The organism is Serratia sp. NCCP-200 (genome assembly GCF_059697885.1).
Genome location: NZ_BAAKUJ010000010.1, coordinates 57,453 through 82,935, shown reverse-complemented (window position 1 = coordinate 82,935; position 25,483 = coordinate 57,453). Strand labels below are relative to the sequence as shown.

At 55.5% G+C, this 25,483-nt stretch carries 26 protein-coding genes; 10 read left to right on the top strand and 16 right to left on the bottom strand.

From position 1 onward, the window contains the following. Nucleotides 1–169 precede the first annotated feature (169 nt). Nucleotides 170–1,195 carry a luciferase-like monooxygenase gene (locus AC6HVW_RS23760; protein ID WP_071681246.1) on the bottom strand — a complete coding sequence of 342 codons (1,026 nt, stop codon included), beginning with the start codon at nt 1,193–1,195 and terminating at the stop codon, nt 170–172. Nucleotides 1,196–1,398: 203 nt separating this feature from the next. On the opposite strand from AC6HVW_RS23760, the gene AC6HVW_RS23755 reads away from it, so the two are divergent. Genes AC6HVW_RS23755 through AC6HVW_RS23745 form a run of 3 tightly spaced genes read left to right on the top strand, consistent with a single transcriptional unit; the run spans nt 1,399 to nt 4,645 of the window. Further along, the gene (locus AC6HVW_RS23755; protein WP_021179061.1) at nt 1,399–2,370 is read left to right on the top strand and encodes an HlyD family secretion protein; all 972 of its coding nucleotides are present in this window, start codon (nt 1,399–1,401) and stop codon (nt 2,368–2,370) included. Next, on the top strand, nt 2,352–3,506 hold the full coding sequence (locus AC6HVW_RS23750) for an ABC transporter permease (protein WP_186486534.1): 1,155 nt from the start codon (nt 2,352–2,354) through the stop codon (nt 3,504–3,506). Before AC6HVW_RS23755 ends, AC6HVW_RS23750 begins: the two co-directional genes overlap by 19 nt. Further along, nucleotides 3,503–4,645, top strand: coding sequence for an ABC transporter permease (locus AC6HVW_RS23745; RefSeq protein WP_021179063.1), 1,143 nt, complete (start codon nt 3,503–3,505; stop codon nt 4,643–4,645). The genes AC6HVW_RS23750 and AC6HVW_RS23745 overlap by 4 nt, the downstream gene beginning before the upstream one ends. 35 nt (nt 4,646–4,680) lie before the next feature. On the opposite strand, the gene AC6HVW_RS23740 is transcribed toward AC6HVW_RS23745, so the two are convergent. Together AC6HVW_RS23740 and ubiU are read right to left on the bottom strand one after the other, a co-directional pair. Further along, entirely contained in the window at nt 4,681–5,559 is an 879-nt protein-coding gene (locus AC6HVW_RS23740; protein WP_186486535.1) for a U32 family peptidase, read from the bottom strand. 8 nt (nt 5,560–5,567) lie between these two features. Further along, nucleotides 5,568–6,563 carry a ubiquinone anaerobic biosynthesis protein UbiU gene (gene ubiU / locus AC6HVW_RS23735; RefSeq protein ID WP_071681248.1) on the bottom strand — a complete coding sequence of 332 codons (996 nt, stop codon included), beginning with the start codon at nt 6,561–6,563 and terminating at the stop codon, nt 5,568–5,570. A 288-nt stretch (nt 6,564–6,851) separates the two neighbouring features. On the opposite strand from ubiU, the gene ubiT reads away from it, so the two are divergent. Further along, on the top strand, nt 6,852–7,373 hold the full coding sequence (gene ubiT / locus AC6HVW_RS23730; RefSeq protein ID WP_024483381.1) for a ubiquinone anaerobic biosynthesis accessory factor UbiT: 522 nt from the start codon (nt 6,852–6,854) through the stop codon (nt 7,371–7,373). Continuing rightward, complete coding sequence (locus AC6HVW_RS23725; RefSeq protein ID WP_024483382.1) at nt 7,367–7,870, top strand: GNAT family N-acetyltransferase; 504 nt, start codon at nt 7,367–7,369, stop codon at nt 7,868–7,870. Before ubiT ends, AC6HVW_RS23725 begins: the two co-directional genes overlap by 7 nt. Here the strand turns inward: AC6HVW_RS23725 and AC6HVW_RS23720 are convergent. Together AC6HVW_RS23720 and AC6HVW_RS23715 are read right to left on the bottom strand one after the other, a co-directional pair. After that, nucleotides 7,857–8,153: a GIY-YIG nuclease family protein gene (locus AC6HVW_RS23720; protein WP_141131017.1), complete on the bottom strand. Its 297-nt coding sequence runs from the start codon at nt 8,151–8,153 to the stop codon at nt 7,857–7,859. The two genes, AC6HVW_RS23725 and AC6HVW_RS23720, sit on opposite strands and share 14 nt — an antisense overlap. A 26-nt stretch (nt 8,154–8,179) precedes the next feature. Beyond that, on the bottom strand, nt 8,180–9,199 hold the full coding sequence (locus AC6HVW_RS23715; RefSeq protein WP_186486536.1) for a LacI family DNA-binding transcriptional regulator: 1,020 nt from the start codon (nt 9,197–9,199) through the stop codon (nt 8,180–8,182). Between the two features lie 198 nt (nt 9,200–9,397). Here AC6HVW_RS23715 and ascF point away from each other — a divergent pair, with 198 nt between their 5' ends. Continuing rightward, nucleotides 9,398–10,837, top strand: a complete 1,440-nt coding sequence (gene ascF, locus AC6HVW_RS23710; protein WP_186486537.1) for a PTS cellobiose/arbutin/salicin transporter subunit IIBC — start codon at nt 9,398–9,400, stop codon at nt 10,835–10,837. Nucleotides 10,838–10,874: 37 nt separating this feature from the next. Further along, nucleotides 10,875–12,305 (top strand): 6-phospho-beta-glucosidase, encoded by a 1,431-nt coding sequence (locus tag AC6HVW_RS23705; RefSeq protein ID WP_059199552.1) that lies wholly within the window; start codon nt 10,875–10,877, stop codon nt 12,303–12,305. Between the two features lie 75 nt (nt 12,306–12,380). Here the strand turns inward: AC6HVW_RS23705 and potE are convergent, their stop codons facing one another. The 3 genes from potE to speFL all read right to left on the bottom strand — a co-directional run bounded on the left by potE (nt 12,381) and on the right by speFL (nt 16,367). Continuing rightward, nucleotides 12,381–13,697: a putrescine-ornithine antiporter gene (potE, locus tag AC6HVW_RS23700; RefSeq protein ID WP_021807501.1), complete on the bottom strand. Its 1,317-nt coding sequence runs from the start codon at nt 13,695–13,697 to the stop codon at nt 12,381–12,383. Between the two features lie 116 nt (nt 13,698–13,813). Continuing rightward, nucleotides 13,814–15,976, bottom strand: a complete 2,163-nt coding sequence (gene speF, locus AC6HVW_RS23695; protein ID WP_071681251.1) for an ornithine decarboxylase SpeF — start codon at nt 15,974–15,976, stop codon at nt 13,814–13,816. A gap of 286 nt (nt 15,977–16,262) precedes the next feature. Further along, nucleotides 16,263–16,367: a leader peptide SpeFL gene (speFL, locus tag AC6HVW_RS23690; RefSeq protein ID WP_112363015.1), complete on the bottom strand. Its 105-nt coding sequence runs from the start codon at nt 16,365–16,367 to the stop codon at nt 16,263–16,265. Between the two features lie 429 nt (nt 16,368–16,796). On the opposite strand from speFL, the gene AC6HVW_RS23685 reads away from it, so the two are divergent. The 3 genes from AC6HVW_RS23685 to AC6HVW_RS23675 all read left to right on the top strand — a co-directional run bounded on the left by AC6HVW_RS23685 (nt 16,797) and on the right by AC6HVW_RS23675 (nt 19,016). Beyond that, nucleotides 16,797–17,228 (top strand): YhbP family protein, encoded by a 432-nt coding sequence (locus AC6HVW_RS23685; RefSeq protein ID WP_021807499.1) that lies wholly within the window; start codon nt 16,797–16,799, stop codon nt 17,226–17,228. A 30-nt stretch (nt 17,229–17,258) separates the two neighbouring features. Beyond that, nucleotides 17,259–18,314, top strand: coding sequence for a DUF1176 domain-containing protein (locus AC6HVW_RS23680; RefSeq protein WP_186486538.1), 1,056 nt, complete (start codon nt 17,259–17,261; stop codon nt 18,312–18,314). A 66-nt stretch (nt 18,315–18,380) separates the two neighbouring features. Next, the gene (locus AC6HVW_RS23675) at nt 18,381–19,016 is read left to right on the top strand and encodes an NAD(P)H-binding protein (RefSeq protein WP_071681255.1); all 636 of its coding nucleotides are present in this window, start codon (nt 18,381–18,383) and stop codon (nt 19,014–19,016) included. On the opposite strand, the gene phnP is transcribed toward AC6HVW_RS23675, so the two are convergent. Genes phnP through phnH form a run of 8 tightly spaced genes read right to left on the bottom strand, consistent with a single transcriptional unit; the run spans nt 19,011 to nt 25,481 of the window. Then, nucleotides 19,011–19,760 (bottom strand): phosphonate metabolism protein PhnP, encoded by a 750-nt coding sequence (gene phnP, locus AC6HVW_RS23670; RefSeq protein ID WP_071681256.1) that lies wholly within the window; start codon nt 19,758–19,760, stop codon nt 19,011–19,013. The two genes, AC6HVW_RS23675 and phnP, sit on opposite strands and share 6 nt — an antisense overlap. 17 nt (nt 19,761–19,777) lie before the next feature. Continuing rightward, entirely contained in the window at nt 19,778–20,332 is a 555-nt protein-coding gene (gene phnN, locus AC6HVW_RS23665) for a ribose 1,5-bisphosphokinase (protein WP_186486539.1), read from the bottom strand. Then, nucleotides 20,332–21,468 (bottom strand): alpha-D-ribose 1-methylphosphonate 5-triphosphate diphosphatase, encoded by a 1,137-nt coding sequence (gene phnM / locus AC6HVW_RS23660; RefSeq protein WP_186486540.1) that lies wholly within the window; start codon nt 21,466–21,468, stop codon nt 20,332–20,334. The genes phnN and phnM overlap by 1 nt, the downstream gene beginning before the upstream one ends. Continuing rightward, nucleotides 21,465–22,169: a phosphonate C-P lyase system protein PhnL gene (phnL, locus tag AC6HVW_RS23655; RefSeq protein ID WP_021807493.1), complete on the bottom strand. Its 705-nt coding sequence runs from the start codon at nt 22,167–22,169 to the stop codon at nt 21,465–21,467. The genes phnM and phnL overlap by 4 nt, the downstream gene beginning before the upstream one ends. 13 nt (nt 22,170–22,182) lie before the next feature. Beyond that, a complete protein-coding gene (gene phnK, locus AC6HVW_RS23650; protein WP_024483394.1) occupies nt 22,183–22,971 on the bottom strand; it encodes a phosphonate C-P lyase system protein PhnK in 789 nt (262 codons plus the stop codon). After that, nucleotides 22,971–23,822 (bottom strand): alpha-D-ribose 1-methylphosphonate 5-phosphate C-P-lyase PhnJ, encoded by an 852-nt coding sequence (locus tag AC6HVW_RS23645; protein ID WP_497569719.1) that lies wholly within the window; start codon nt 23,820–23,822, stop codon nt 22,971–22,973. Before AC6HVW_RS23645 ends, phnK begins: the two co-directional genes overlap by 1 nt. Next, the gene (locus AC6HVW_RS23640) at nt 23,815–24,900 is read right to left on the bottom strand and encodes a carbon-phosphorus lyase complex subunit (RefSeq protein WP_021807490.1); all 1,086 of its coding nucleotides are present in this window, start codon (nt 24,898–24,900) and stop codon (nt 23,815–23,817) included. The genes AC6HVW_RS23645 and AC6HVW_RS23640 overlap by 8 nt, the downstream gene beginning before the upstream one ends. After that, nucleotides 24,900–25,481: a phosphonate C-P lyase system protein PhnH gene (gene phnH, locus AC6HVW_RS23635; protein WP_059199560.1), complete on the bottom strand. Its 582-nt coding sequence runs from the start codon at nt 25,479–25,481 to the stop codon at nt 24,900–24,902. Before phnH ends, AC6HVW_RS23640 begins: the two co-directional genes overlap by 1 nt. Nucleotides 25,482–25,483 lie beyond the last annotated feature (2 nt).

Here is a 25,483-nt window from a genome sequence, read left to right as displayed (position 1 = left end):
AATCCTAGCAAACTCGATCGTCTCCTCATTCAAGGTGAGTCAATACAATCTCGGCAAACCCGATCGCTTTCTCATCCAAGGTGAATCACACTAATTTCAAACATACTCGATCGGTTCCCTCTCCCTGTGGGAGAGGGTTAGGGTGAGGGGCGTCACCAACATGTAACCCCTATCCCTTCACTAAATCACCTTTCACCCCGGCAACAATCTCAAACGACCGTAAACGCGCCTGATGATCGAAAATCTGGCCGTTAACCATGATCTCATCCGCGCCGGTTTCACGCAGCAGGCTTTGCAGGCCATGGCGGATGGTGATTTCGCTACCGACGATCGACATGCGCAGTGCCTGATCGACGCCATACTGCTCGCCTGCTGTCCACAGCGCGTGGATATTATCGACCGGCGGTGGCAGTGGGCCTGGTGAGCCACGGCGCAGGTTGATAAACTGCTGCTGCATGGAAGTGAACAGGAAACGGGCGTTTTGATCGCTGTCTGCGGCGACCACGTTGACACACACCATCGCGTGCGGCTGCTGGCACTGCTCAGACGGCGTAAAGTTCTCACGGTACACATTCAGTGCCTGGAACAGCATATCTGGCGCAAAGTGCGAGGCGAAGGCAAACGGCAAGCCGAGCTGTGCCGCCAACTGCGCACTGTACAGGCTGGAACCCAACAGCCAGATTGGCACATGTAGCCCTTGGCCCGGTACTGCCTGCACTGCTTGCCCCGGCTGTACTTCGCCAAAGTAATGTTGCAGTTCCTGCACGTCACGCGGGAAGTTATCTACCTCGCCAGAGAGGTGGCGACGCAGCGCCATCATGGTGCGTTGGTCGGTACCCGGTGCCCGGCCAAGCCCCAGATCGATACGCCCAGGATAGAGTGATTCCAAGGTGCCGAACTGTTCGGCGATCACCAGCGGCGCATGGTTTGGCAACATCACGCCACCTGAACCGAGGCGAATGCTCTGCGTACCGGAGGCTAAATAACCCAGTAATACCGATGTCGCGGCACTGCCGATGCCGGTCATATTGTGGTGTTCCGCTAGCCAGTAGCGCTGATAGCCCCACTTTTCGGCATGTTGCGCCAAATCCAGCGAGCAGTGAAACGCATCGCGTGCCTTGGCTCCCTGAGGAATCGGGGATAAATCCAGTACCGAAAGCGGTACCCGTGTGTGTTCAGTCATTTCATCGTCCATTGTGCTTATCAGGTTGATCGCTTAAAGGGCGATTGCAGGGATCTGCAACTAAAAAAGCGATTATGCTTTTTGTGTTAAAAGCATAATCGAAAATACGGTTATAAAAGGGGATATATGTGCTCGCAATATCCTTATGAGAATAATGGTTTTTTTACAGCTATGATGGTTTTTGTTTGCACGCTGATGTTCAAGGGGCTGAAGTAATGAAAAAGAAGACGCTGTTTACCCTGCTGCTGATGGGGATAGCTATCGCCATGGCGGTGCTATTCCGCGCGCATAATCAGGATTTGTTGTTGCAGGGCGAAGTGGATGCCCCCGAAGTGATCGTCGCTTCCAAAGCCAAGGGCCGGGTGATCGAGCGCCTGGTAGAGCGCGGGGACGATGTGAAAACCGGGCAACTGCTGCTGCGGCTGGAAAGCCCGGAACTGATGGCCCAGCTACGTTCGGCGCAGGCTTCGCGGGATGAGGCCCAAGCGCAGTTGGATCAATCGCTGCATGGCACCCGTGAAGAAAGCATCCGTAACCTGCGCGCCAACCTGGCACAGGCCGAGGCGCAATACCAGAATGCCCAACACGATTACGACCGTAATCTGAGCGTCGCCAGTAAAGGCTACGTATCCAAATCTGAATTGGACAGCTCACGCCGTGCGCGTGATACCGCCTATCAACAGGTGCAGGCCGCCAAAGCCAATTTGGACGAAGGCATCAATGGCGATCGCATCGAACTGCGGCAGAAATATGAAGCAGCCCTGCGGGCTTCCGAGCAAGACCTGCTAGAAATTCAAGCTCAGACCGATGATCTACTGGTTAAAGCTCCGGTTGATGGCGAAGTGGGGCCGATCCCGGCAGAAGTGGGTGAGTTGCTCAACGCCTCCAGCCCGTTGATGACGTTGATCCGAGTACCGGACGCCTATTTCGTGTTTAACCTGCGGGAAGATATTCTGGCGCATGTCCGCAAGGGGGATAAGGTCCAGTTGCGCGTCCCAGCGTTGAAAGACCAAACGATCGAGGCAGAAGTGCGCTATATCGCCCCGTTGGGGGATTACGCTACCAAACGTGCCACGCGAGCCACCGGTGACTTTGATCTGAAAACCTTTGAAGTTCGTTTGTATCCGTCGCAGCCGATAGATGGCCTGCGCCCAGGGATGAGCACCTTATGGCAATGGAAAGAGTAAGGGCAGGTTGGCGCTGCTTCAGCCACGCGTTCAGCAACGAGTGCCGCATCGCTTTTCGCCGGCCGGTGGTGCACTGGCTGGGGTGGATCTTCCCGTTGATCCTGTTTGGCCTGATCAGCAGTAACTTCTCGGAAGGGACCTTGCTCGATCTGCCGGTCTCGGTGGTGGATAACGATCACAGCCCGCTATCCAAAAATCTGATCCGCAAGCTGGATGCGGGTTCTCATGCCCATGTGCAAGCCTATGACGGCGGTCTTGATGAGTCGTTGCGCCGTCTGCGTAGCGCGCAGGATTATGCTTTGCTGTCTATCCCGGCCGATTTTGAGGCGGACGCGCTGGCGGGCAATCAGCCGAGCGTGGTGCTGTATTACAACGCGCTGTTTTACGGTGCCGGGCTGTATTCTACTCAAGATTTCAGCGGCTTGATGACCGAGGCCAACGCCAATTACCGCTCGATCATTGCCGGGGCCATGGGCAAGTCGCTGCCGCCGCTGGCGGATGTCACCCTCAACTACGGCAGCCTGTTCAATGCCAGTGGCAGCTATATCTATTATCAGCAGTTTGCCGCTACCATTCATATGCTGCAGCTGTTTGTGGTGACCTGCATGATTTACGTGATGGCGCGCAGCAAGTCCTTGCTGAAAGCCAAGCCCTTTAGCCTGGCCCTGCTGGGGAAACTGGCCCCTTACACCCTGTGCTTTACCACTTTGCTGATGGTTGAGATTGCTGCGCTGGTGGGCATTTTTGACGCTCGCGTCAGCGGCAACCCGCTGTTTATGCTGATGATTGGTTTCTTCTACGTGATGGCGGCACAAAGCATCGGCCTGTTGCTGTACACCTTTACCGGCAGCGCCATTACCGCCTACACCCTGATTGGCATGTTGGTGAGTATTGCACTGACTTTCTCTGGCATGGCAGTACCCGAGCTTTCCATGCCGCTACCCGCACGCATCATCTCCAATATCGAGCCTCTTACCCACGCGCTGTACGCCATGTTCGACGTCTTCCTGCGGCAGGTGCCCGCCAGCGCCATCCTCAGCGTATGTGCGCTGCTGATTGTCTACCCGTTGGTGACCGCACTGTTGGTGCGTAACCGGCTGCTGAAGCGGCTGGCAAAAGAGGAGACGGTGGGATGAAAAGCTATTGGCTCACCTTCCGCAAAGTATTGACGAGCATGTTGGAACGGCCGATGTGGCTGATGTTGATCCTGTCGTTGTGCATCATGAGCACGGTTTATGCCAACCGCACGGTGTGGGATCTACCGGTGGCGGTGATCGATCAGGATCACAGCACTGCCAGCCGCCAGCTTATCCGCCAGTTGGATGCCACCCCGAAGATCGCCATCCAAACCTACGACAGCTTGGACGAGGCAAAACGCGATCTGGGTTGGCGCAAACTGTTTGCGGTGATCATCATGCCGGTGGATCTGGAGAAGAAGATCCTCAATGGCAAAAACATTGAGATCCCGGTGTTCGGTGATGCCACCAACCGGCTGGCAAACGGCCAGATCCAGCAGGACGTGGTGGCGGCCTATCAGCAGTTGCTGGGCCAGTACAACACCTCACTGTTGATGCGAAGTGGTTTCAGTGAACGGCAGGCTCAGGTGATTATGATGCCGATCCAGAGCCAAACGCTGGACGTATTCAACCCCGGTATCAGCTTTGCGGCGATTATCTTCCCAGGGTTGTTGGTGATGTTATTGCAGCACTCGCTGTTGATTGCCTGCGTGCGCGTCAGCATTGTGTTGAAAGGAACGCCGGGCGGCAAGCCGTCGCTTCCTGTTTATCTGGGGGGGCTATCGGCCCTGCTGCCGATCTGGCTGTTCCTGTCGATTGTGTTATTTGTGCTGTGGCCCTGGGTTTTGGGCTATCGACAGACTGCGACGATCCCCGAGATCTTGCTGCTGACCTTCCCGTTCCTGCTTGCGGTGCTTGGGCTAGGCAAGCTGGTGACCGAATGCTTGCGCAGCGTGGAAATGATCTACCTGACGCTGTCGTTTATCACCACCCCGGTGTTTTACCTTTCTGGCACTATCTGGCCGCTGCAAGCGATGCCGCAGTGGGTCAGGGCGATTTCATCGATGATCCCCTCAACCTGGGCGACCAAAGCCATTGCTGGCGTGAATCAGATGGGGCTATCGCTGCGTGATGTTGGCGGGGACGTGGCAATGCTGCTGCTATTGGGGGCGATTTATACGCTGATTGGTATTGGCGTTGGAGCCGTGCGTAACCGCGTGGGGCTGCGCAATCTATTTCGTAAACGTCGGACTTCCTGATAAACATGGGGCCAGAATGCTGGCCCCATGAGTTATTACTGCACCAGCTCCAACCCGGCTACGCGCCGCCAGTAACCGTTACATTCGGTATGGTCAGTTAACGTCAGCGGCTGCTGACCTTGCTCATTAGCTCGGAAGCTGTCGAGCATCGCCAGTGTTTCTACGCCCTTTGGCGACAGGCGTACAATATCCACCAACCCCTGCATGCTGGTCAGTTCGTTGCCCAGGTTGTAGCAGTAACCGCTCATGGTCTGGATACCGTTGAGCACAAACACCTGTTGGTTCTCTTGAGAATTGACGATGCGCCCCTGCGGATATTTGATGCAGCAGGTTTCGCATTCATCCTTGCCCCGGTTTTCCGAGCGTGCAGTAAAACAGCGCGCCGAATAGGCCAGTGGCAAGTGCCCGTAACTCAACACTTCCACTTCAAACCCCTGGCGGAACCCCAATTCATCACATTGCTGCAGTAAATTGGCCAGCCAGTCGCGTGAAAGCTCCACCGGCATGCACCAGCGCATCATGCCCTGCTTGTGCAGCAGGCGCAGAGTGTAGGCGTTGTAGCAATTGAGGGCATGCCCGGCGACAAACGGCAAACCGCGATCGGTGGCCATATTCACCGTACCAAGATCGTTGGCTTCGATCAGGAATTCGCCGTTCTCCACATAACGCTTCAGCTCATTCAGCTCTGAGGGTGCCTGTAGCAAAGCCAGGGTAGAGATCACCACCTGCTTACCCGATTTGGCGATCTCCTGCGCCAGCGCCAGCCAGTCACCTACTTTCATTTCACGCCGTTTGGTGCAGACGCTCTCGCCAAGATAGATAATATCGGCGCTGCTGCTTATCGCCTGCTGATAGAAGGCTTCTATTTCGCTGTTTGGCCAGTAGTAGAGCACCGGGCCTAATGCATATTTCATGGTTTCTCCTACTGCCATTTGCGGTGGTACGCGCCAAGCGTGGTCTGGGTGCCTTCGGACATTGCGCCGAGCGTTTCCATCCAGGCTGCGTCGGCTTGATAGCCAGCCGGGTTGGCCATACAGCGATCTATGGCCTGGCGCCAGACGCGCGCAACCTGGCTGACATAGGCAGGGCTGCGTTGGCGGCCTTCAATCTTCACCGAGGCAATATTGGCGGCCAGTAGCTCTGGCAGCAGCTCCAGCGTATTCAGGCTGGTGGGCTCTTCCAGCGGGTGATAGAGCACGTTATCCACCAGATAGCGGCCTTTGCACAGCGTTGGGTAACCGGCGTTTTCGCCGTCCTGATAACGGTCGATCAGCACGTCATTCAGGCGCGATTCCATCCCCTGCGGTGTTTGTTGCCAGCGTACAAAGCGGGCAGGTGAGCAGGCGCCCACGGTGTTAGGCGATTCCCCGGTCAGATAAGAGGAGAGGTAACACCGCCCTTCGGCCATGATGCACAGGCTGCCAAAGGCGAACACTTCCAACGGTACTGGGCTGGTGCGTGATAATTGCTTCACTTGGTGCATCGACAGCACACGAGGCAGCACCACGCGGGCCACATCAAAGTGGCGTTGATAAAAACGGATGGCTTCTTCATTGGTCGCAGAGGCTTGCACCGAAACATGGCGCTCCACTTGCGGATAACGTTCCGCTGCGTACTCCAGCATTGCCAAATCAGCCAGGATCAGCGCGTCGGCACCCAACTGGGAGGCCATATCCACGGCTCTCTGCCAGCGTGCGTAGCCATCGGGGTGAGCAAAGGTGTTGATGGCGATATGCAGCTTGCGGCCATGCCGGTGCACATAGTCAGCCGCTTCCTGCAGCTTCTTCTCGGTAAAGTTCAGCCCGGCAAAGTGGCGCGCATTGGTATCGTCTTTCAGGCCGATGTAAACGGCGTCTGCGCCATTATCTACCGCGGCTTTCAAGGCCGGCAGGTTGCCAGCGGGGCAAAGCAGCTCCATAGATCTATCCTGATTCCAGCCATATACCTGGCCAGGTATATGCTGTGATAAACGTTGCCGGGCCATTGATTCGCCTGGCAATGATGTAAAAGGGGAGACAATTTTAGTGAACCCGAGGTTAACAAGCTTTGATTTGAGGCAGCTTCTGGCGTATTGATATTCAAGCAGTAACTTGAAATCTGTAGGGCAAGATGAGCGTTAATTGCACCATTTGTTGATATAGACCGGTTACGCGTAGCCGCAATGTGGCAAAATAACCTCAGACTGAGTAGAAAGGAGTGAATAACAGTGTTGGAAAAACTACGAGCACGCATTGTGCGTCAAGGGCCGTCGCTGTTGCGCGTACCGTTAAAATTCACGCCGTTTGCTCTGCAGCGTCAGGTTTTGCAACAGGTGCTGAGCTGGCAGTTCCGTCAGGCGCTGGCTGAGGGAGATTTAGAATTTCTCGAATCGCGCTGGCTGAAGATTGAAGTGCGCGATCTGGCACTGCAATGGTTTATGACGGTAGAAAACGATAGGCTGGTGGTGAGCCAACAGGCTGAGGCGGACGTCAGCTTCAGCGGCGAAGCCAACGATCTGATCTTGATTGCGGCACGTAAGCAAGATCCCGACACGCTGTTTTTCCAGCGTCGGTTGCAGATTGAAGGAGATACCGAATTGGGCCTGTATGTAAAAAATCTGATGGATGCTATCGATCTGGATGCGATGCCTACGCCGTTACGCGTTGGGCTGCTGCGGTTAGCGGACTTTGTGGAAGCCGGTTTGCAGGAGGGCACGGCGCAAACTTCCCGTGTGCCGCAGCCATGCTGATCCGCGTTGAAATTCCGGTGGATGCCGCAGGTATTGATGCGCTGCTGCGTAACGCCTTTGGCCGTGATGACGAAGCCGAGCTGGTGCAACAACTGCGTGAAGACGGGTTGTTGACGCTGGGTATCGTTGCTACCGACGAAGAGGGTGGCGTGGTCGGTTATGCTGCATTCAGCCCGGTTGACGTTGCGGGTGAGGATCGCCAATGGGTTGGTCTCGCGCCGTTGGCAGTAGAGGAAAGCCTGCGTCGTCAAGGGCTGGCCGAAAAGCTGGTTTACGAAGGGTTGGATGCGCTGAATGAGTTCGGCTATGCTGCCGTAGTGGTGCTGGGCGAACCGGCTTACTACGGGCGCTTCGGCTTTAAAACGGCTGCCCAGTTCGATCTGCATTGCCGCTGGCCAGGAACGGAAGCCGCATTCCAGGTTTATCCGTTGGCGGAAGATGCACTGAGCGGTGTGAATGGGCTGGTGGAGTATTCGGCGCCTTTTAGTCGCTTTTAACTACCGGTAGCAGGTATTCCAATGAGAGGGGCGGATTCACTATCAGCTCCTCTTTTTGTTTTTTGCTCAACTGTTTCACCCGATATTCCAGCCGCAAAGCCATCGAGCGATCCCCCACCTGGCAGTGAAAAACCAGTTTCAGCTCCCCTTTGCCGCGCAGGGCTTTAGCCCCTTTACCGGCCTGATGCTGCGCCGCTCGCCGGGCGACGTCTGTCGTGATACCGGTGTACAGCATCCCGCTTGGCATTCGCAGCATATAGAGATGCCAGGTTATTTCACTCATAATGGCCTGCGTAATGGTTCAAAGAGTTACCTATGCCAAAAAGGACCCGGGCCCACCGAATCCCTAACCAGCAGCTCCGAAGTAAAAACGTTGTCCTTCGACAGATAGCCGCCGTCGAGCATGGCAATCAGCCGGTCGATCACTTCGCTCATCATATCGCTCACCGGGTCTTTAACGCTGGATAACGCGGGGGAGAGATAGGGAGCCGTTGGAATATTATCGAAGCCGATAACCGAGACGTCATTGGGCACGGCAATGCCCGCCTCGTTCAATTTCTTGATGGCACCAACGGCCATATCATCGTTGCTGGAGAGTACCGCGCTAAAGGTGATCTTATCCTTGAGCAAGGACTCCATCGCCGCCGCACCGCTGGCTGGCGTCCACTTTCCTTTGATGATGAGCTTATCATCCAGTTCGATATCGTATTGATTTAAGGCTTCTTTATGGCCGGATAGTCGCTCAATCGCCGTTGGCGAATCCAGTGAACCGGTAATAAAGGCGATATTCCTGTGGCCCTGCTCAATCAGGTATTTTGTTGCCTTAAAACTGGCCCCTTTGTGGTCGCAGCAGATGCAGTGGCTTTGGTGTTTTCTCAGCCTGCGGTTAACCACCATGATGGGTTGCTTGTGCTGCTCAATGATGTTGTCCATCGCTTCGATGGTTAAGAAACGTGGGTAGATGATGATGGCGTCGCAGCGTAAATCGAGCAGGAATCGGATAGCCTCTTGCTCTTCTGCGGCGCTGTGTTTGCCGTCCACCAGGATCAACTGGCGGCCGTTGTCTTCCAGCTTTTGCGCCGCCTGGGAAAGTATCTCGCTGAAATAACTGCCGTTATAGAGGGTGTTGGTGACCACCAGACCAATGCACTGGGATTTATTGGTGGCCAGATTTCTCGCCAGCAGGTTGGGGCGATAGCCTGCCTCTTCGATGGCTTTAAATACCTGATCTTTGGTGGCTTCACTGACGTACCCTTTGCCGGAAAGAACGCGTGAAACAGTGGCTTTTGAGACGCCTGCCTTTTTTGCCACTTCCTGCATGGTAGACATAGGGTTTTCCCGGCTTTTAACAATTATCCCCATTCTACACATTCCGCCGCATTAGAGCAGAGCCTTTGCAGCTTCTCGAACCCATTCATGTCGATCACAATCACAAAATAGACAATAAAAAAATTTATAAGTTGATCTGCAATCTTAATATCAACACTCTTATGTGAAACCGGTTACCTATCTATGAGAGTTGTCCTCATGTCTAAGAATTATGCGGCAGTATCAAGATCGATAGTGGATGCAGTTGGGGGAGCGAGTAACGTCGCGGCGGTGACTCATTGCATGACGCGTTTACGCTTTGTGCTCAACGACGACACCCTCGTCGATGCTGCCAGGCTGAAGGCAATTGGCGGCGTACTGGGCGTGGTAAGAAGCGAAAATCAGTGCCAGGTGATCATTGGCAACACCGTTTCACAGGCCTATGCCGAGGTGTTGAAACTGTTGCCCGAAGGGTCGGTAGCCAAGCCACCGGCGCCGGAAAAGAACAAGATCACTCTCAAACGTATCGGTGCGGGGATCCTGGACGCGCTGATTGGCACCATGTCACCGCTGATCCCGGCCATTATCGGCGGCTCGATGGTGAAACTGCTCGCCATGATCCTCGATATGACCGGCGTGTTCGGCAAAGGCTCCTCGACGCTGATTATCCTCAACGTCATTGGCGACGGGGCGTTCTTCTTCCTGCCGGTGATGGTTGCCGCTTCCGCAGCGGTGAAATTCAAAACCAATATGTCGCTGGCGATCGCCATTGCCGGGGTACTGGTTCATCCCGCATTTATCGATCTGATGGCGAAAGCCGCGCAGGGCCAACAGGTTGAATTTATGGGCATACCGGTCACGGCGGTAAAATACACCTACACGGTGATCCCGGCGTTGTTCATGACCTGGTTGCTCTCCTACATTGAAAGATGGGTCGATCGCATCACGCCAGCCGTGACGAAAAACTTCCTCAAACCGATGCTGATCGTGCTGATCTCTGCGCCAATCGCCATCCTATTGATTGGCCCACTGGGCATCTGGATTGGTAGCGGCATTTCCGCGCTGGTGTACACCATTCACAGCTATCTGGGGTGGTTATCCGTAGCGATTATGGGCGGGCTATGGCCGCTGCTGGTGATGACCGGGATGCACCGCGTATTTACGCCAACCATCATTCAAACCATCGCGGAAACCGGCAAAGAAGGCATGGTGATGCCCTCTGAAATTGGTGCCAACCTCTCGCTGGGCGGTTCATCGTTGGCGGTAGCCTGGCGGACCAAAAACCCGGAGCTGCGTCAGACGGCGCTGGCCGCTGCGGCATCGGCGATTGTGGCCGGGATTTCCGAACCCGCGCTCTACGGGGTGGCAATACGCTTGAAGCGCCCGCTTATCGCCGCGCTGATCAGTGGTTTTGTCTGCGGCGGCGTGGCCGGAATTGCCGGGTTGGCGAGCCACTCGATGGCCTCTCCGGGTCTATTTACCAGCGTGCAGTTCTTTGATCCGGCCAACCCAATGACCATTGTCTGGGTGTTTGGCGTGATGATTTTGGCGGTGGTGCTTTCCTTTATCCTCACGCTGTTGCTGGGCTTTGAAGATATCCCGGTGACTGAAGAGGCGGAAAGCGAAAAAGCCAAATCGGCGCCCGCGTTATCCGTATAACCTGTTGTAAAAATGCATATTTGAGAAGAGGTATCTTATGCCAGCATCTGTTTTCCCCGCAGACTTTTTATGGGGTGGTGCACTAGCGGCTAACCAGGCCGAAGGCGCTTATCTTGAGGGCGGCAAAGGGCTGACCACGGTGGATATGATCCCTCATGGCAAAGATCGGCTGGCGGTAAAGCTGGGCCAGGAAAAACGCTTTGAGCTGCGTGAAGACGAGTTCTACCCTAGCCATGTCGGCATAGATTTTTATCATCGCTATAAAGATGACATTGCCCTGATGGCAGAGATGGGATTCAGCGTATTCCGTACTTCGATCGCCTGGAGCCGCATTTTCCCTAACGGGGATGAAAGGGTGCCGAACGCGGAAGGGATCGCTTTCTACCGTGACGTGTTTACCGAATGCAAAAAGCACGGCATCGAACCGCTGGTCACGCTATGCCACTTTGATGTGCCGATGCATCTGGTGCGGGAATACGGTTCTTGGCGCAATCGGAAAATGGTGGAGTTTTTCACCCACTATGCTCGTACCTGTTTTGAGGCCTTTGACGGGCTAGTGAAATACTGGCTGACGTTTAATGAAATCAATATTCTGCTGCACAGCCCGTTCTCCGGCGCGGGGCTGGTGTTCGAGCCAGGCGATAATCAGGAGCAGGTGAAATATCAGGCTGCGCATCATGAACTGTTGGCTAGCGCGTTGGCGACCAAAATCGCCCATGAGGTTAACCCGCACAATCAGGTTGGCTGCATGCTGGCTGGGGGCAATTTCTACCCGTGGTCCTGTAAACCCGAAGACGTTTGGGCTGCGTTAGAGAAAGACCGCGAGAACCTGTTCTTCATCGACGTTCAGGCTCGCGGCGCTTACCCGTCATACACCAAGCGCCTATTTAAGGAAAAGGGTATCACTATAACAATGGAGCCAGGCGACAGTGAGATCCTCAAAAACAGCGTCGATTTTGTCTCCTTTAGCTATTACGCCTCCCGCTGCGCCTCGGCTGATATGAACGAGCATAACAGCAGTGCGGCCAATATCGTCAAATCGCTGAAAAACCCGCATATCCAAGCCAGTGAGTGGGGCTGGGGTATCGATCCGTTGGGCCTGCGTATTACTATGAACATGATGTATGACCGTTACCAGAAGCCGCTGTTCCTGGTGGAGAACGGGCTGGGAGCGAAGGACGAAATCAACCCGCAGGGCGAGATCGACGACGAATACCGCATCAGTTATTTGCGTGAGCATATCAAAGCCATGGCGGACGCTATCGAGGATGGTATTCCGGTGATGGGTTACACCTCCTGGGGCTGCATCGATTTGGTTTCTGCTTCTACCGGGGAAATGAGTAAGCGCTATGGTTTTGTCTATGTGGACCGCGATGATCAGGGCAATGGCACCTTGGCCAGAACCAGAAAGAAATCCTTTTACTGGTATAAGAAGGTGATTGCCAGCAATGGGGCGGATTTGAGTTAGCAAAAAGGGCACCGAAGTGCCCATTTAGACATCAACTTTATGGGCGCTGCATGCAGCGCCCTTTGTAATCAAAACTCATACCTTCTTCTCAGTCATCTCAAAGCGAGGTGAAACCAACCCATACAACGTCCAGCCGAAGAAGGTAGCAATAGCGCCCCACATCATCGCCTCTTCACCGGAACTATAAAGCGCATAGAAGCTATACAGCGCCCCAATCACGGCAATCACGTTGGCAATACGCGCCTTGTTCTCCGGTACTTTGGCTACTTTCTGGATAATAATCAGCGCGGCCATCGACAGAATGTACGGAATAATATTGGTCACTACGGCCAGGTTAACCAGCACGTTAAACTGCTTATTCAGCGACGGGCTGATGGTCATCAGCGACATCACGCTCTGAATAATCACGATGGTCAGCATGCCTTTCACTGGCGCATCAGATTTACTGACTTTAGAGAAAATTTTCGGGAAGAAGCCGCTGTCGGCAGAGGATTTGAATACCTGCGCGATAGTGAACTGCCAGCCCAGCAGCGAACCCACGCAGGACATGATCATCAATGCCATGATGATTTTACCGACCGTTGGGTTGAACATATGTGAGAACGCCAGGCCAAACGGCGCGGTGGAGTTAGCCAGTTCCATATTCGGCACGATACCGGCGATCACGTTGGTGGAAACAATGTAGATCACTGCGGCACCTAATGTGCCCCCGAGTACGGCGATAGGCACGTTACGTTCCGGGTTTTCTACCACGTCGGTATTGGCGCAGGCAGATTCAAGACCCAGGAAGGCCCACAGGGTCATCGAGATAGAAGACCCGATGGCTTCAAAGGTAGGCACCGCATGCGGGTTCCAGGCGGCTAGATAAGCGGTACCGCTGAACCAATACCAACCGATAATCGAGATGCCAACCACCGGGATAATCACCCCCCAGACGGTGATCCCGCTGATCTGCCCGGTGATGCGTGCGCCACCAAAGTTGGCAACCGTAGCCAGCCACAGCACGGCGATAGTGGCTATACAGATGCCCAATGGTGTCAGGGCAACGCCGAACAGTTCGGTGCCATAACCCACGGCAGAAATGGCGATGGCGATATTGGCGATCAGCAGTGAAACGCCGTAGGTGTAGTTGGCCATAAAGTTGCCGGATTTACCGAAGGCATACTCGGCATAGCCGCCCATCCCGCCGGATTTACGGCTGAACATGCCGCATTTGGCAAACGCATAGGCCAGGGCCATCGAGCCCACGGCGGTCACCAGCCAGGAAACGATAGAAATCGTCCCCACTTCGGCCAGCTTGGTTGGCAGCATAATTATGCCGGATCCCATCATATTGACCGCTGTCAGGATCGTTAATTGCACAACCCCCATCTTATTATTGGATTTGCTCATGATCGTTCTCGCTCTTATATTTCTCGAATTTTTTCCAGCCATATCCATTCCGCTTCAAATTCGAGGAATATCTCTGTATGTCTGGCGGCAAAAATATGCCGCCTCCCTGGAGTTAATTATGCTTTCATGACATAACCGTAAGCCCGGTTCCAGCCATCTTCATCCTGCTGGATATAAACGCCTTGTAATTCTGGAGCAAATCCGGGTAATAAATTAATCCCTTCTTCCAACGCCAGGAAATAGCGTTGAGCAGACCCCCCCCAGATTTCCCCTGGGACTACGCACAGCACGCCCGGTGGGTAAGGCAACGCACCTTCGGCGGCAATTCGGCCTTCGGCTTTAGCGAGAGAAACCAGTTCCACCTTGCCACGTACGAATTCGGTATTGGCGGTTTGTGGGTCCATGGCGACGCGTGGGAAATGGCTTTTACGGAACATTTCCTTCTGCAATTCTTTCACGTTATAGCTGACGTACAGATCGTGCATCTCTTGGCACAGCTGGCGCAGGGTGTAGTTCTGGTAACGTTTTTCGTTGTTCTTGTACACGGTTGGCAGGACTTCGCTCAGCAAGGAGTCTTGTTCGACGTGTTTTTCGAAGCGGGCAATCAGCGCCACCAGATGTTGCATTTTGGCGATATCTTCCGCCGGGGTGAGCAGGAACAGGATAGAGTTCAGGTCACATTTCTCCGGCACAATACCGTTTTCACGCAGGTAGTTAGCCAGAATGGTCGCCGGGATACCAAAGCTGCTGTATTCGCCGCTGGTGGTATCGATGCCCGGTGTGGTCAACAGCAGCTTGCAGGGATCCACAAAGTATTGTGATTCCTCATAACCCTCGAAGGCATGCCATTTTTCGCCGGGGATAAAGTTAAAGAAGCGCAGATCGTTGGCCATGGCTTCGGTGCTGTAGGACTGCCAAGGTTTACCGTCAATTTGCTCTGGGACAAAAGGTTTGATCATGGTGCAGGTGTCCAACAGCATTTTGCGTGACTCAATGCCGATGCGCACACACTCTTTCCACAGGCGTTGGCCGCTCTTGCCTTCATGCATTTTAGCGTTCACATCCAGTGCGGCAAACAGCGGGTAGAACGGGCTGGTGGACGCGTGCAGCATAAAGGCGTTATTGAAACGCTTATGGTTGCAGTAACGATCTTGCCCTTTGATGTGCCTGTCTTTTTTATGGATCTGCGAGGTCTGTGAGAAACCGGCCTGCTGTTTGTGTACCGATTGGGTAACGATGATCCCCGGATCGTTTTCGTTCAGTTCCAGCAGCAGCGGCGAGCAGTCTTTCATCATTGGGATGAACTGCTCATAGCCGACCCAGGCAGAGTCAAACAGGATGTAATCACACAGGTGGCCAATTTTGTCGACGACCTGGCGAGCGTTATAGATCGTGCCGTCGTAAGTCCCCAGTTGGATAATCGCCAGGCGGAATGGCCGCGCGTCGTTGGCGCGTTCCGGTGCGGTCTCGCGGATTTGCTGGCGCAGATAGCCTTCTTCAAAGCAGTGAGCATCGATGCCGCCGATAAAGCCGAACGGGTTACGTGCCGTTTCCAGATATACCGGCGTTGCCCCGGCCTGGATCAGCGCGCCATGGTGGTTGGACTTATGGTTGTTACGGTCGAACAGGACCAGATCGCCACGGCTCAGCAGGGCGTTGGTTACCACTTTATTGGAAGCCGAAGTCCCGTTCAGCACGAAATAGGTTTTATCGGCGTTGAACACCTTGGCGGCGTGTTTTTGTGCATCGCAAGGTGCGCCTTCGTGGATCAGCAGATCGCCCAGCTTAACGTCGGCGTTGCACATATCGGAGCGGAACAGCGTTTCACCATAGAAATCAAAGAACTGGCGGCCTGCGGGGTGCTTGCGGAAGAACTCACCGCCCTGATGTCCTGGGCAGGCGAAGGTGGCGTTACCCATCTCTACATATTGGGTCAGGGTATTAAAGAACGGTGGTAGCAGCTCGCTTTCATATTTTACCGCAGCGGCTTCCAGCTGCTTGCCGTAGAACTGAGTGTTCTTGCCACAGAGTTCAAATACGCCGTTCAGCGCCGGTAATACGGCGTTATCCAGTTCTTCTTCACAGCAGACGGCGACAAAGATCGGAATGTTTAACCCGGTTTCTTCCAGCTGTGCCACCAGGCCTTGCTGTACGTCTTCCACGGAAAGCACGATGGCGGCTACGTCATTAAAGTCGCTGTGGTGCACATCGCTAATTTCACGCGTGGTTTCAAAGCAAGAGAGAGTTTTTGGGTTCGCTGCAATTTTTAGTTTGTTCATTTTTGTCATTCTTCAGGCGAAAATATCCCGCCGGCAAATAAGGTCTTTGCCAGAAAGTATTTTCGTTAAAATAAAGGTATGCGTGAGCGTAATCATGTTCATAAAACATAATTAGGTTACGAGTTTATTTTGACGAAATTTTTTGGGTTCTTAAACGAGGTTGCAATGATGCCGGATCCACTCTGTTTTTAAGCAAAACAAAGCGATACCATCGCCATCAGGCGCAGGGAATGATCGTTGGCATAGGTCTGGCTGCAAGACGTAATAAGAACGCAGAGGAGGGAGTTTATCTGAAGTTAAAAAAGGCAAAGCTAAAGCAGCTGCGGTGAGCCATCATCATAATATGTGTAGTTCGTCGGATATGAGCCATCTTTCTGTTGTTGTTTTCCATTTTCCATCTACCTATGGGTTTCGGACTTGGCGCTATTTTATCCCCTAAATACGGAAATAAAGTGATGCAGATCACGTTAATCATGCGATTTATACTTAACTATTCATTTTCTATGCACCGGAGTGAATAGCTATGAAATCTACCGTGAGGGTATATGTGAAGTAATTGCTACAAATGGAACCAACGGACTGGATAAATTTGGTTTAGGCTAACCAAGCTCCTGTAAATCATCCTCAATAAAAGCGGGTAATAGCAGAAATAAAGCTAGGATGTTTTTTATTTGTTATTACTGTAGTCAGGCTTATCTTGCATAAAGATGCATGAATTGCTAATTAATATGCTAGTTTTATGTTGAGCATAATTTGTCGCTAATTGTGACTGTCTTCAAATCTGCAGGTAAGATGGCGGAGGTGATAAGGAGAACTTACGTTGGATCAGATCGAAGATCGGCTGCACATTATCCGTTTTCTCAGTAAGCAGCATGTGCTCACGCTTTGTGCCGGTGATGGCACGGCGATGTGGTGCGCCAACTGCTTTTACGTATTCGATGCCGAGCGCATGGCGCTATGGCTGATGACCGAACCGCACACTCGCCATGGCGAACTGATGCAACGCAACAACCGGATTGTGGGCACTATTGCGCCGCAGCCCAAGACCGTTGCGCTGATCAAAGGGGTACAATACGCGGGGGAAATCACGCTGTTGGCCGGGGACGAGGCCGAACTGGCCCGAACGCGTTACTGCAAACGCTTCCCGGTGGCCAAGGTGATGAAAGCGCCTATTTGGCAGATCGCGTTGCAGGAAGTGAAGATGACCGATAACACCCTGGGCTTTGGCAAAAAGCTGCACTGGGCACGTTGATAATCGAGCTGAATATTAAGGATCGATGGCATGAAAAACACCGAGATAGCTGCTTTATCGTTATTGGCGGCATTGGTTTCCCCGGCGATGGCGCAAGACAGTGGAGTTTCCTTTAGCCATAAGAACTGGGAATTGGCCTGTGACAACACCAATACCTGTCGTGCGGCGGGCTACGCTAATGAAGATGAGCCAAGCGCTTCGAACGGTTCGGTGCTGATCACGCGCATTGCTGGCCCTGGCACTGTCCCAACGGGGGAAGTGACCTTGGCGGACTACGAAGAGGGTGATTCAGCCGCGGTGGCAAAGCTGAGGCTGTGGATCAACGGCAAGGCGGTTGGTGCGCTCAAACCGACCAAGGAGGGAAACTGGAACCTGTCAGCAAGCCAGACTCTGGCATTGATCGGCGCAATCAAAGGCAGCGGCACGGTTGAATTTAAAGGCGGCCCCGCACCTTTCGTGCTGTCAGGCGAGGGGGCTTCGGCCACCTTATTGAAGATGGATGATGTGCAGGGGCGTATCGGCACGCCTGGTGCTTTGACTAAAAAAGGCGACAAGCCGGAAAGCAGCGTGCCAGCAGCCATTCCTGCCCCGGTGATCCAGGCAGTGAAGGTGCCCAAGGCGGAAGAACGTCCGCTTACGGCACCCGAGATCGCCGCGCTGACACCTAAACTGCTGGCGACGCTGCAACCGGATGATTGCGACCGCATGCAGTCCCCAGAGGATAACGATGGCGCAAGCGAGGATGGCATCACGCTGACCCCGCTCGGTAATGGGCATGCCCTGATCACCGCCGTGTGTTGGCGGGCGGCCTATAACGAAGGTTACGGTTATTGGGTGATCGACAGCGCCCTGAAGCAGGCTCCGGTATTGGTGACCAATTCCGGCTCTGGCTATGAGGAGGGGATAATCTCAATGGGGCAAAAGGGGCGTGGGTTGGGTGATTGCTGGGCCACTGCCAGTTGGGTATGGGATGGCACGGCGTTCCGTCAAAGCAACGAAGCCACCACCGGTCTGTGCCGTTTAATCCATGCGGGCGGAACCTGGGATTTACCGACGTACGTCGCCGAGGTGAAAGCGGCGCAGTAAAAGAACTAGAGAGTCTCCACGGGCGTTTCTGTGCCTTGGGCAAACAGAGGGTGAGGAGGAAAACATATGGCACGGGTACTGATCACAGGCGCCAGCGGGCTGGTGGGAAGTGAACTGCTGCGTCTGTTGTTGGCAGATAGGCAGGTCACTTCGGTCATTGCTCCCACGCGTAAGACGTTGCCACCACACGCGAAATTGCACAATCCGGTCGGGGGCGATCTGCACGAGTTGTTGACGCAGTTGGCACAGCCGGTCGATGCGGTATTCTGCTGCCTGGGCACCACGCGCAGTCAGGCCGGGAGCGCAGAGGCATTCCGCCATGTCGACTATCAATTGGTGGTTGAAACGGCCCTTACCGGGCAGCGCCTCGGCGCGCAGCATTGCCTGGTGGTGAGCGCAATTGGGGCCAACTCGAAATCCTTATTTCTGTACAACCGCACCAAAGGGCAGATGGAGCAGGCGCTGCGTGAGCAGAACTGGCCGCGCCTGACGTTGGTACGTCCTTCAATGTTGTTCGGTTCCCGTGCTGAACCGCGTTTGCTGGAGCGGCTCAGTCAACCGTTGTTCGGCCTGCTGCCTGGCAAATGGAAGGGCGTTGCTGCCAAAGATGTGGCGCAAACGCTGCTGACACAGGCCTTCAGCCCTGGCAGCGGCGTCAAGATTTTAGAATCTGACCAGTTGCACTGCTCGCACCGTTTATAGCTCAACGCACAGATTATCGAATGCCAGCTCCATGCCTGGCGGCAGTTCGTTGGTCATCAACCACAAATCGAGGTGATGGCTGATGTGCGTCAGCAGCGTACGCCGCGGCTGCAAGCGTTGCTGGATCTCCTGCGCGCGGGGCAGATCGTTGTGATTACGCGGTGTCTGTGGCTGCGGCGGCAGGCTGCAATCCAACACCAGTAAATCGAGAGTGACCTGTTGCAGGTAGCGTGTGGTTTCTGGCGGCAGGCCGACGGTGTCGGTCAGATAGGCCAGGGCTTTGCCTGAGGCCTGGATCAGATAGCCGTGGGTGAGTTTGGAATGGATCAACGGCAACGGCGTGACGTGCAGCCCACCTAGTTCGACCGTTTCAAAGGGGGGCAACGGGGGTTGGAACGCCAGAATACCGGGGTGTTTGAACAGGTCGTCACAGCCTTGTTCATCGGCTGGGCCGTAGACCGGGATCGCATTTCCGCACCCCCAGCGCAAAGGAAATAACCCCTGAACGTGATCCATGTGGTAATGTGTCAGTAAAAAACGTTGAATTTCCCCCGCCGCAAAACGCCTTTCCAACGAGCTCAATCCCGCATCCAATAACGTCGTTTCCCCTTGAAATGTGATCATCGCGCTGCACGCTCGCCGCCGAAATGCCGGTTCACGCCGCGCCCGTTGGCACACTAGGCATTCGCAGCCAAAGGCAGGCACCTGCTGAGCGCCGCCGGTACCAAGAAAGGTCAGTTGCAAGTTGGTTTCCTCTTTTTTTACTGCATTGCAGGCTGCCCGGTGGTTAAGGCCAGCAGTGCGTCGAGGGTATGCCCGAGATCGCCATTGTTATCCAACAGGCGGCAGCCAACCGGCAGAGTCTGCTGATAGTCGGCCGCCCGCGCCAGCCGTTGCTCGATCTGTATCGCGTTCTCCCGCCCGCGCTGTTCTAGCCTTTGGCGCAGCACCGTCGGGGAAACCTGCAGACAAACCGGCAACAGTTGAGCGCCATAGCGTTGCAGCGCCTGTGGCAAATGAGCGCGGGATCCGTTAACCACCACGTCGATCCCTTGCAATAGCCACAGATCGACCTCAATACCAAAGGCGTAATGGTGCTCATGCGCCTGCCAGTCCAGGGCGAACAACCCTTTGGCACGGCGGCGCAGAAACTCCTGTTCGCTTAGGGCGATATGGTTCTCGCAGCCAGCATTGGCCGGGCGGGTGATGTAACGGTGCGCCACCAGAGGCCCGGCGCCGGTAGATGCCCGTAGCCGCTCGAGCAGGCTGTCCTTGCCTGCCCCAGACGGGCCCATCAGATAGATGAGATAAGCCATCAGAACACCTGTTTGCCCTGACGCCAGACGTTTTGCACGTAGATATGCTCGCCGTGCGGCCTGGCCAATACCAGATCTGCGCGCAGCCCCTCAGCGATCAGGCCACGATCCTGCAAACCCAACGCCCGTGCCGGGTTGCGGGTGATCAGCTGTACCGCCTGCGGCAGGCTGAAAGCGTTGCGATCGTCGTTTGCCAGACGAAACGCGGCATCCAACAGGCTGGCAGGGTAATAATCGGAAGAGAGGATATCCAGCACGCCAAGGGCCGCCAGATGATGTGCCGCCACGTTGCCGGAGTGTGACCCCCCGCGCACGATATTCGGTGCGCCCATCAGCACCTGCAAACCTTGCTGATGCGAGGCCCGGGCTGCCGCTTCGGTGGTCGGGAATTCGGCAATCACGCTGCCCAGCGCACTGGATTCGCTGACGTGATCGGCGGTGGCATCGTCGTGGCTGGCCAGGGCGATATTACGCGCCCGGCAGTGGGCGGCGATCGCCTCGCGGTTCGGTGTGGCCCAGCGTTCGGACAGGCTCATCTGCTCCACCTCAAACTCGCTCATCTGCTGGTCATTGAGGTGATATTTGCCTTGGTAGTATTCACGATATTTCTCCCGTGAGGCGAACTGCCGCTGACCCGGCGAATGGTCCATCAGCGACACCAAAGACACGCCCGGTTTATCCATCAACTGTTCGAACAGCGGCAGGGTACTGCTATGGGGCAGCTCGCAGCGCAGGTGCAGCCGGTGTTCGGCCCGGTTCACTCCGGCTCGCTGGCTGTAGATCACCGCGTCGATCATTTTTTGCAGGTTTTCCAGCCGGTGCCCGCCGTCGCGCACGTCACCGATCGCCACCGCATCCAGCACCGTGGTGATGCCGTTGGCGACCATCAGCGCGTCGTGGCTGCTCATGGCCGAATGCGCTGGCCAGTCCACATTGGGGCGCGGAGTGAAAAACTTGTCCAGATTGTCGGTATGCAGCTCAATCAGCCCCGGCAATAACCAGTTGCCTTCGCCATCCAGCGCCTGCGGTAACTGGCTTGGGGTATCGGCAAAGCTGCGGATCACGCCGTCGGTCATTTCCAGTGAACCTGCAACGATCTGGTGTTCCAGCACCAGCTTGACGTTATTGATAATCATGGCGTCTCCAGAACCTGTGGGGCCTGCATGGTATGTAAACGGTCTGCCACCTGCTGACGGGTGCCTGCGTCGTGGAAAATACCGACGATGGCAGCGCCACGCTGTTTGGCCTGTTCGATCAGGTTCACCACCGCCGCGCTATTGCGGCTGTCGAGGGAGGCGGTCGGCTCGTCCAGCAGCAGAATGGGGTAATCCTTGATAAAGCCACGGGCGATATTCACCCGCTGTTGCTCACCACCGGAAAAGGTCGAAGGGGCCAACTGCCATAGGCGCTGCGGCACGTTGAGCTGGTTGAGTAGGGCTTCGGCACGTTCACGGCATTCGCTACGCTCAACGCCGGATTCCAGCAAGGGCTGCATCACCACTTCCAGCGCGCTGATACGCGGTATCACCCGTAGAAACTGGCTGACCCAGCCGATGGTGTGGCGGCGCACAGCCAGGATCTGACGAGCCTCGGCCTGAACCAGCTCCAGCCAGTCGTTTTGGTGATGGATCCAGATCTTGCCGCTGTCTGGCAGATAGTTGGCATACAGCGAGCGCAGCAGGGTGGATTTCCCACTGCCGGAGTGGCCATGCAGCACCACGCATTCGCCGCTGCTGACGGTCAGGTTGGCATCCTGCAACACTGGCAGGCGGGTGCCGTGTTGTTGGTGCAGGACAAAGGTTTTGCTCAGGTGTTCAACCCGGATTTTAATTGTCATGATTTCACCTGTGTTATGACAGAACCGAAGAGACCAGCAGTTGGGTATACGGATGGTGCGGGTCGTCCAGCACCCGATCGGTCAGACCGCTTTCCACCACTTCACCTTCCTTCATCACCAGCAAACGATGGGCCAGCAGACGTGCTACTCCCAAATCGTGGGTGACGATCACCGCCGCCAGCTGCATTTCCACCACCAGATTGCGCAGCAGATCCAGCAGGCGCGCCTGCACGGAAACGTCCAGCCCGCCGGTCGGCTCATCCATAAACACCAGCTTGGGATGGGTTACCAGATTGCGGGCGATCTGCAAACGCTGCTGCATACCGCCGGAGAAGGTGGTGGGTAGGTCATCCAGACGAGAAACCGGGATCTCCACGTCTTCCAGCCATTGTTTAGCCTGCTGGCGAATATCACCGTAATGACGCTGGCCGATAGCCATCAGGCGCTCACCGATGTTGCCACCGGCAGACACCTGTGGCCGCAGACCGTCGAGCGGATGCTGATGGACCACGCCCCAGTCGGTGCGCAGCAGGCGGCGGCGATCGCTTTCTGCCATGGCGTACAGATCCTGTTGTTGCCCCGGTTGTGGGCGGTAGAGGATCTGCCCCTGTTGTGGGGCCAGCCGGGCGGAGATCGACTTGAGCAACGTGGTTTTACCCGAGCCGGATTCGCCGACGATGCCCAGCACTTCACCAGGATAGATATCGAATGACACGTTGCTGAAACCCTTGCCCGGCGCGTAAAGGTGGGTGAGGTTGTCGACCGTCAGCAACGGCGTGGCACTCAATGGAGCGGAAGTCATCAGTGCGGTACCTCTTGGTTGAGTTGTTGCTGGCAGAAATCGGTGTCTGAGCAGACGAACATCCGGTTGCCCTGGTCGTCGAGCACCACCTCATCCAGATAGCTGTGGCGCGAGCCGCACAGGGCGCAAGGTTCTTCCCACTGCTGTACGCTGAACGGATGGTCGTCAAAGTCCAGGCTTTCCACCTTGGTAAACGGCGGCAGGGCGTAGATGCGTTTTTCACGCCCGGCGCCGAACAGTTGCAACGCGGGCATCATGTGCATCTTCGGATTATCGAATTTAGGGATCGGTGATGGGTCCATCACATAGCGATCGTTAACCTTCACCGGATAGGCATAGGTGGTGGCGATATGGCCATAGCGGGCGATATCTTCATACAGCTTCACCTGCATCACGCCGTACTCTTCCAGCGCGTGCATCTTGCGCGTTTCGGTCTCGCGCGGTTCGATAAAGCGCAGCGGCTCCGGGATGGGCACCTGATAAATCAGGATTTGATCCGCCTGTAAGGGCGTTTCCGGAATACGGTGACGGGTCTGGATCAGCGTGGCCTCTGGCGTGCGCTCAGTGGTAGCAACACCGGCTACTCGCTGGAAGAAGCGGCGGATGGAGACCGCGTTGGTGGTGTCGTCAGCACCCTGGTCGATGACCTTCAGCACGTCGGTGCGGCCAATGATGCTGGCGGTGATCTGGATGCCGCCGGTGCCCCAGCCATAAGGCATCGGCATCTCACGGCCACCAAACGGCACCTGATAGCCGGGGATCGCCAACGCTTTGAGGATGGCGCGGCGGATCATACGCTTGGTTTGTTCATCCAGATAACCGAGGTTATAGCCGGTCAATACTTCACTCATGGCGGGTCTCCTGAAGGGCGGCAAATTCCTGCTGCAGGCGTTTGAGCAGCTCCAGTTCGGCCTGGAAATCGACGTAGTGCGGCAGCTTGAGATGGGAGACGAAACCGGCGGCCTCCACGTTATCGGCGTGCGCCAGCACAAACTCTTCGTCCTGTGCCGGGCCTGCCACGTCCTCGCCGTACTCGGCGGTTTGCAGGGCGCGATCCACCAGCGCCATCGCCATGGCTTTACGTTCCGAGCGGCCAAACACCAGCCCATAGCCACGGGTGAAGTGCGCAGGCCGGTCCTGCGGGTCGACAAAGCCGTTCACCATCTCGCATTCGGTCAGCAGGATCTCGCCGATATCGACGGCGAAACCCAACTCTTCCGGCACGATCTCCACGGTAACGTAACCGCTGCGGATCTCTCCGGCGAACGGATGGTTACGGCCATAGCCGCGTTGGGTGGAATAGCTTAATGCCAGCAGAAAGCCCTCATCGCCACGCACTAGCTGCTGTAAGCGCGCCGAGCGGGAGCAGGGGTAAACCGGCGGGTTGCGGGTAATATCGTCCGGAGTGCTGCCGTCATCCTCTTCTGCCAGCGCCAGCCGTTGCTGGTTGAGAAGGTCGAACACGTGGGCGCAGTTCTCTGGTAGTGGCTCATCGGCCTGTGGTGCCGGAGGTGTTTCACCGTTGGCCAACAGCGCAAAATCCAGCAGGCGGTGGGTATAGTCGTAGGTCGGGCCAAGCACCTGGCCACCGGGCAAGTCTTTGTAAACCGCCGAGATGCGCCGCTCCAACCGCATGTTCTCGCTAGCTAGCGGTTCGCTGACGGCCAGGCGCGGCAGAGTAGTGCGATAGGCACGCAGCAGGAAAATAGCCTCTACCAGGTCGCCACTGGCCTGTTTTATCGCTAACGCGGCCAGTTGGCGATCGTAAATACCGCCCTCCGTCATCACCCGGTCAACCGCCAAGCCAAGCTGTTCACCGATTTGCTCCGCGCTAAGTGCTGGGACAGCTTCGTCACCCCGGCGCAGATTTTCCTGTAGTTGATGGGCAGCCTCGATGGCCTTTTCACCCCCTTTCACTGCAACGTACATCAGCACTCCTCCACGCGGGTGGTTCTTGGCAGCGCCATCAGGCGCTCACCGCAGGTCAAGATAATATCCAGACCTAGCGGGAAGCGCTGAGGCCGTTCGAGTAGGTAAGCCCGTAGCGCAGCTGGCAACGGCGGGGCGATTTCCCGTTGTTTTTCAATACCGGGGCCGGAAAGGCGCAGTGTGTGGCTGCCTGCCAATGCGGTAACCTGTACCACCAGCGTGGCACCGAACTCCGGTGAGACTTCATTGCCGTGAGGTAATGCGCTCAGCTCGGCAGGCCGTAATTGGTCATCCCATACCGCCAGATGGATATCTTCCTGCCGGGTCGCCAGCGGAGCACCGGTATGAAAACGGATGTTAGTTAGCACTTGCTCACTTTTAAGGTCGGCACAGAGCTGGAGCGGGGTTTCCTGATCTGCCAGCGTCAGTATCACAGCAGTGCTGGCGGCGTTCAGCGCACCCCATGCCGGGCAATTTGGCAGTTCAACAATCACGCCAGGCTCACTCAACGCCTTTAAAATCAAACGGAAAGCAGACTGAGATTGCTCAATCGGCTGGTCAAAACCGGCTAGTAACGTCATGG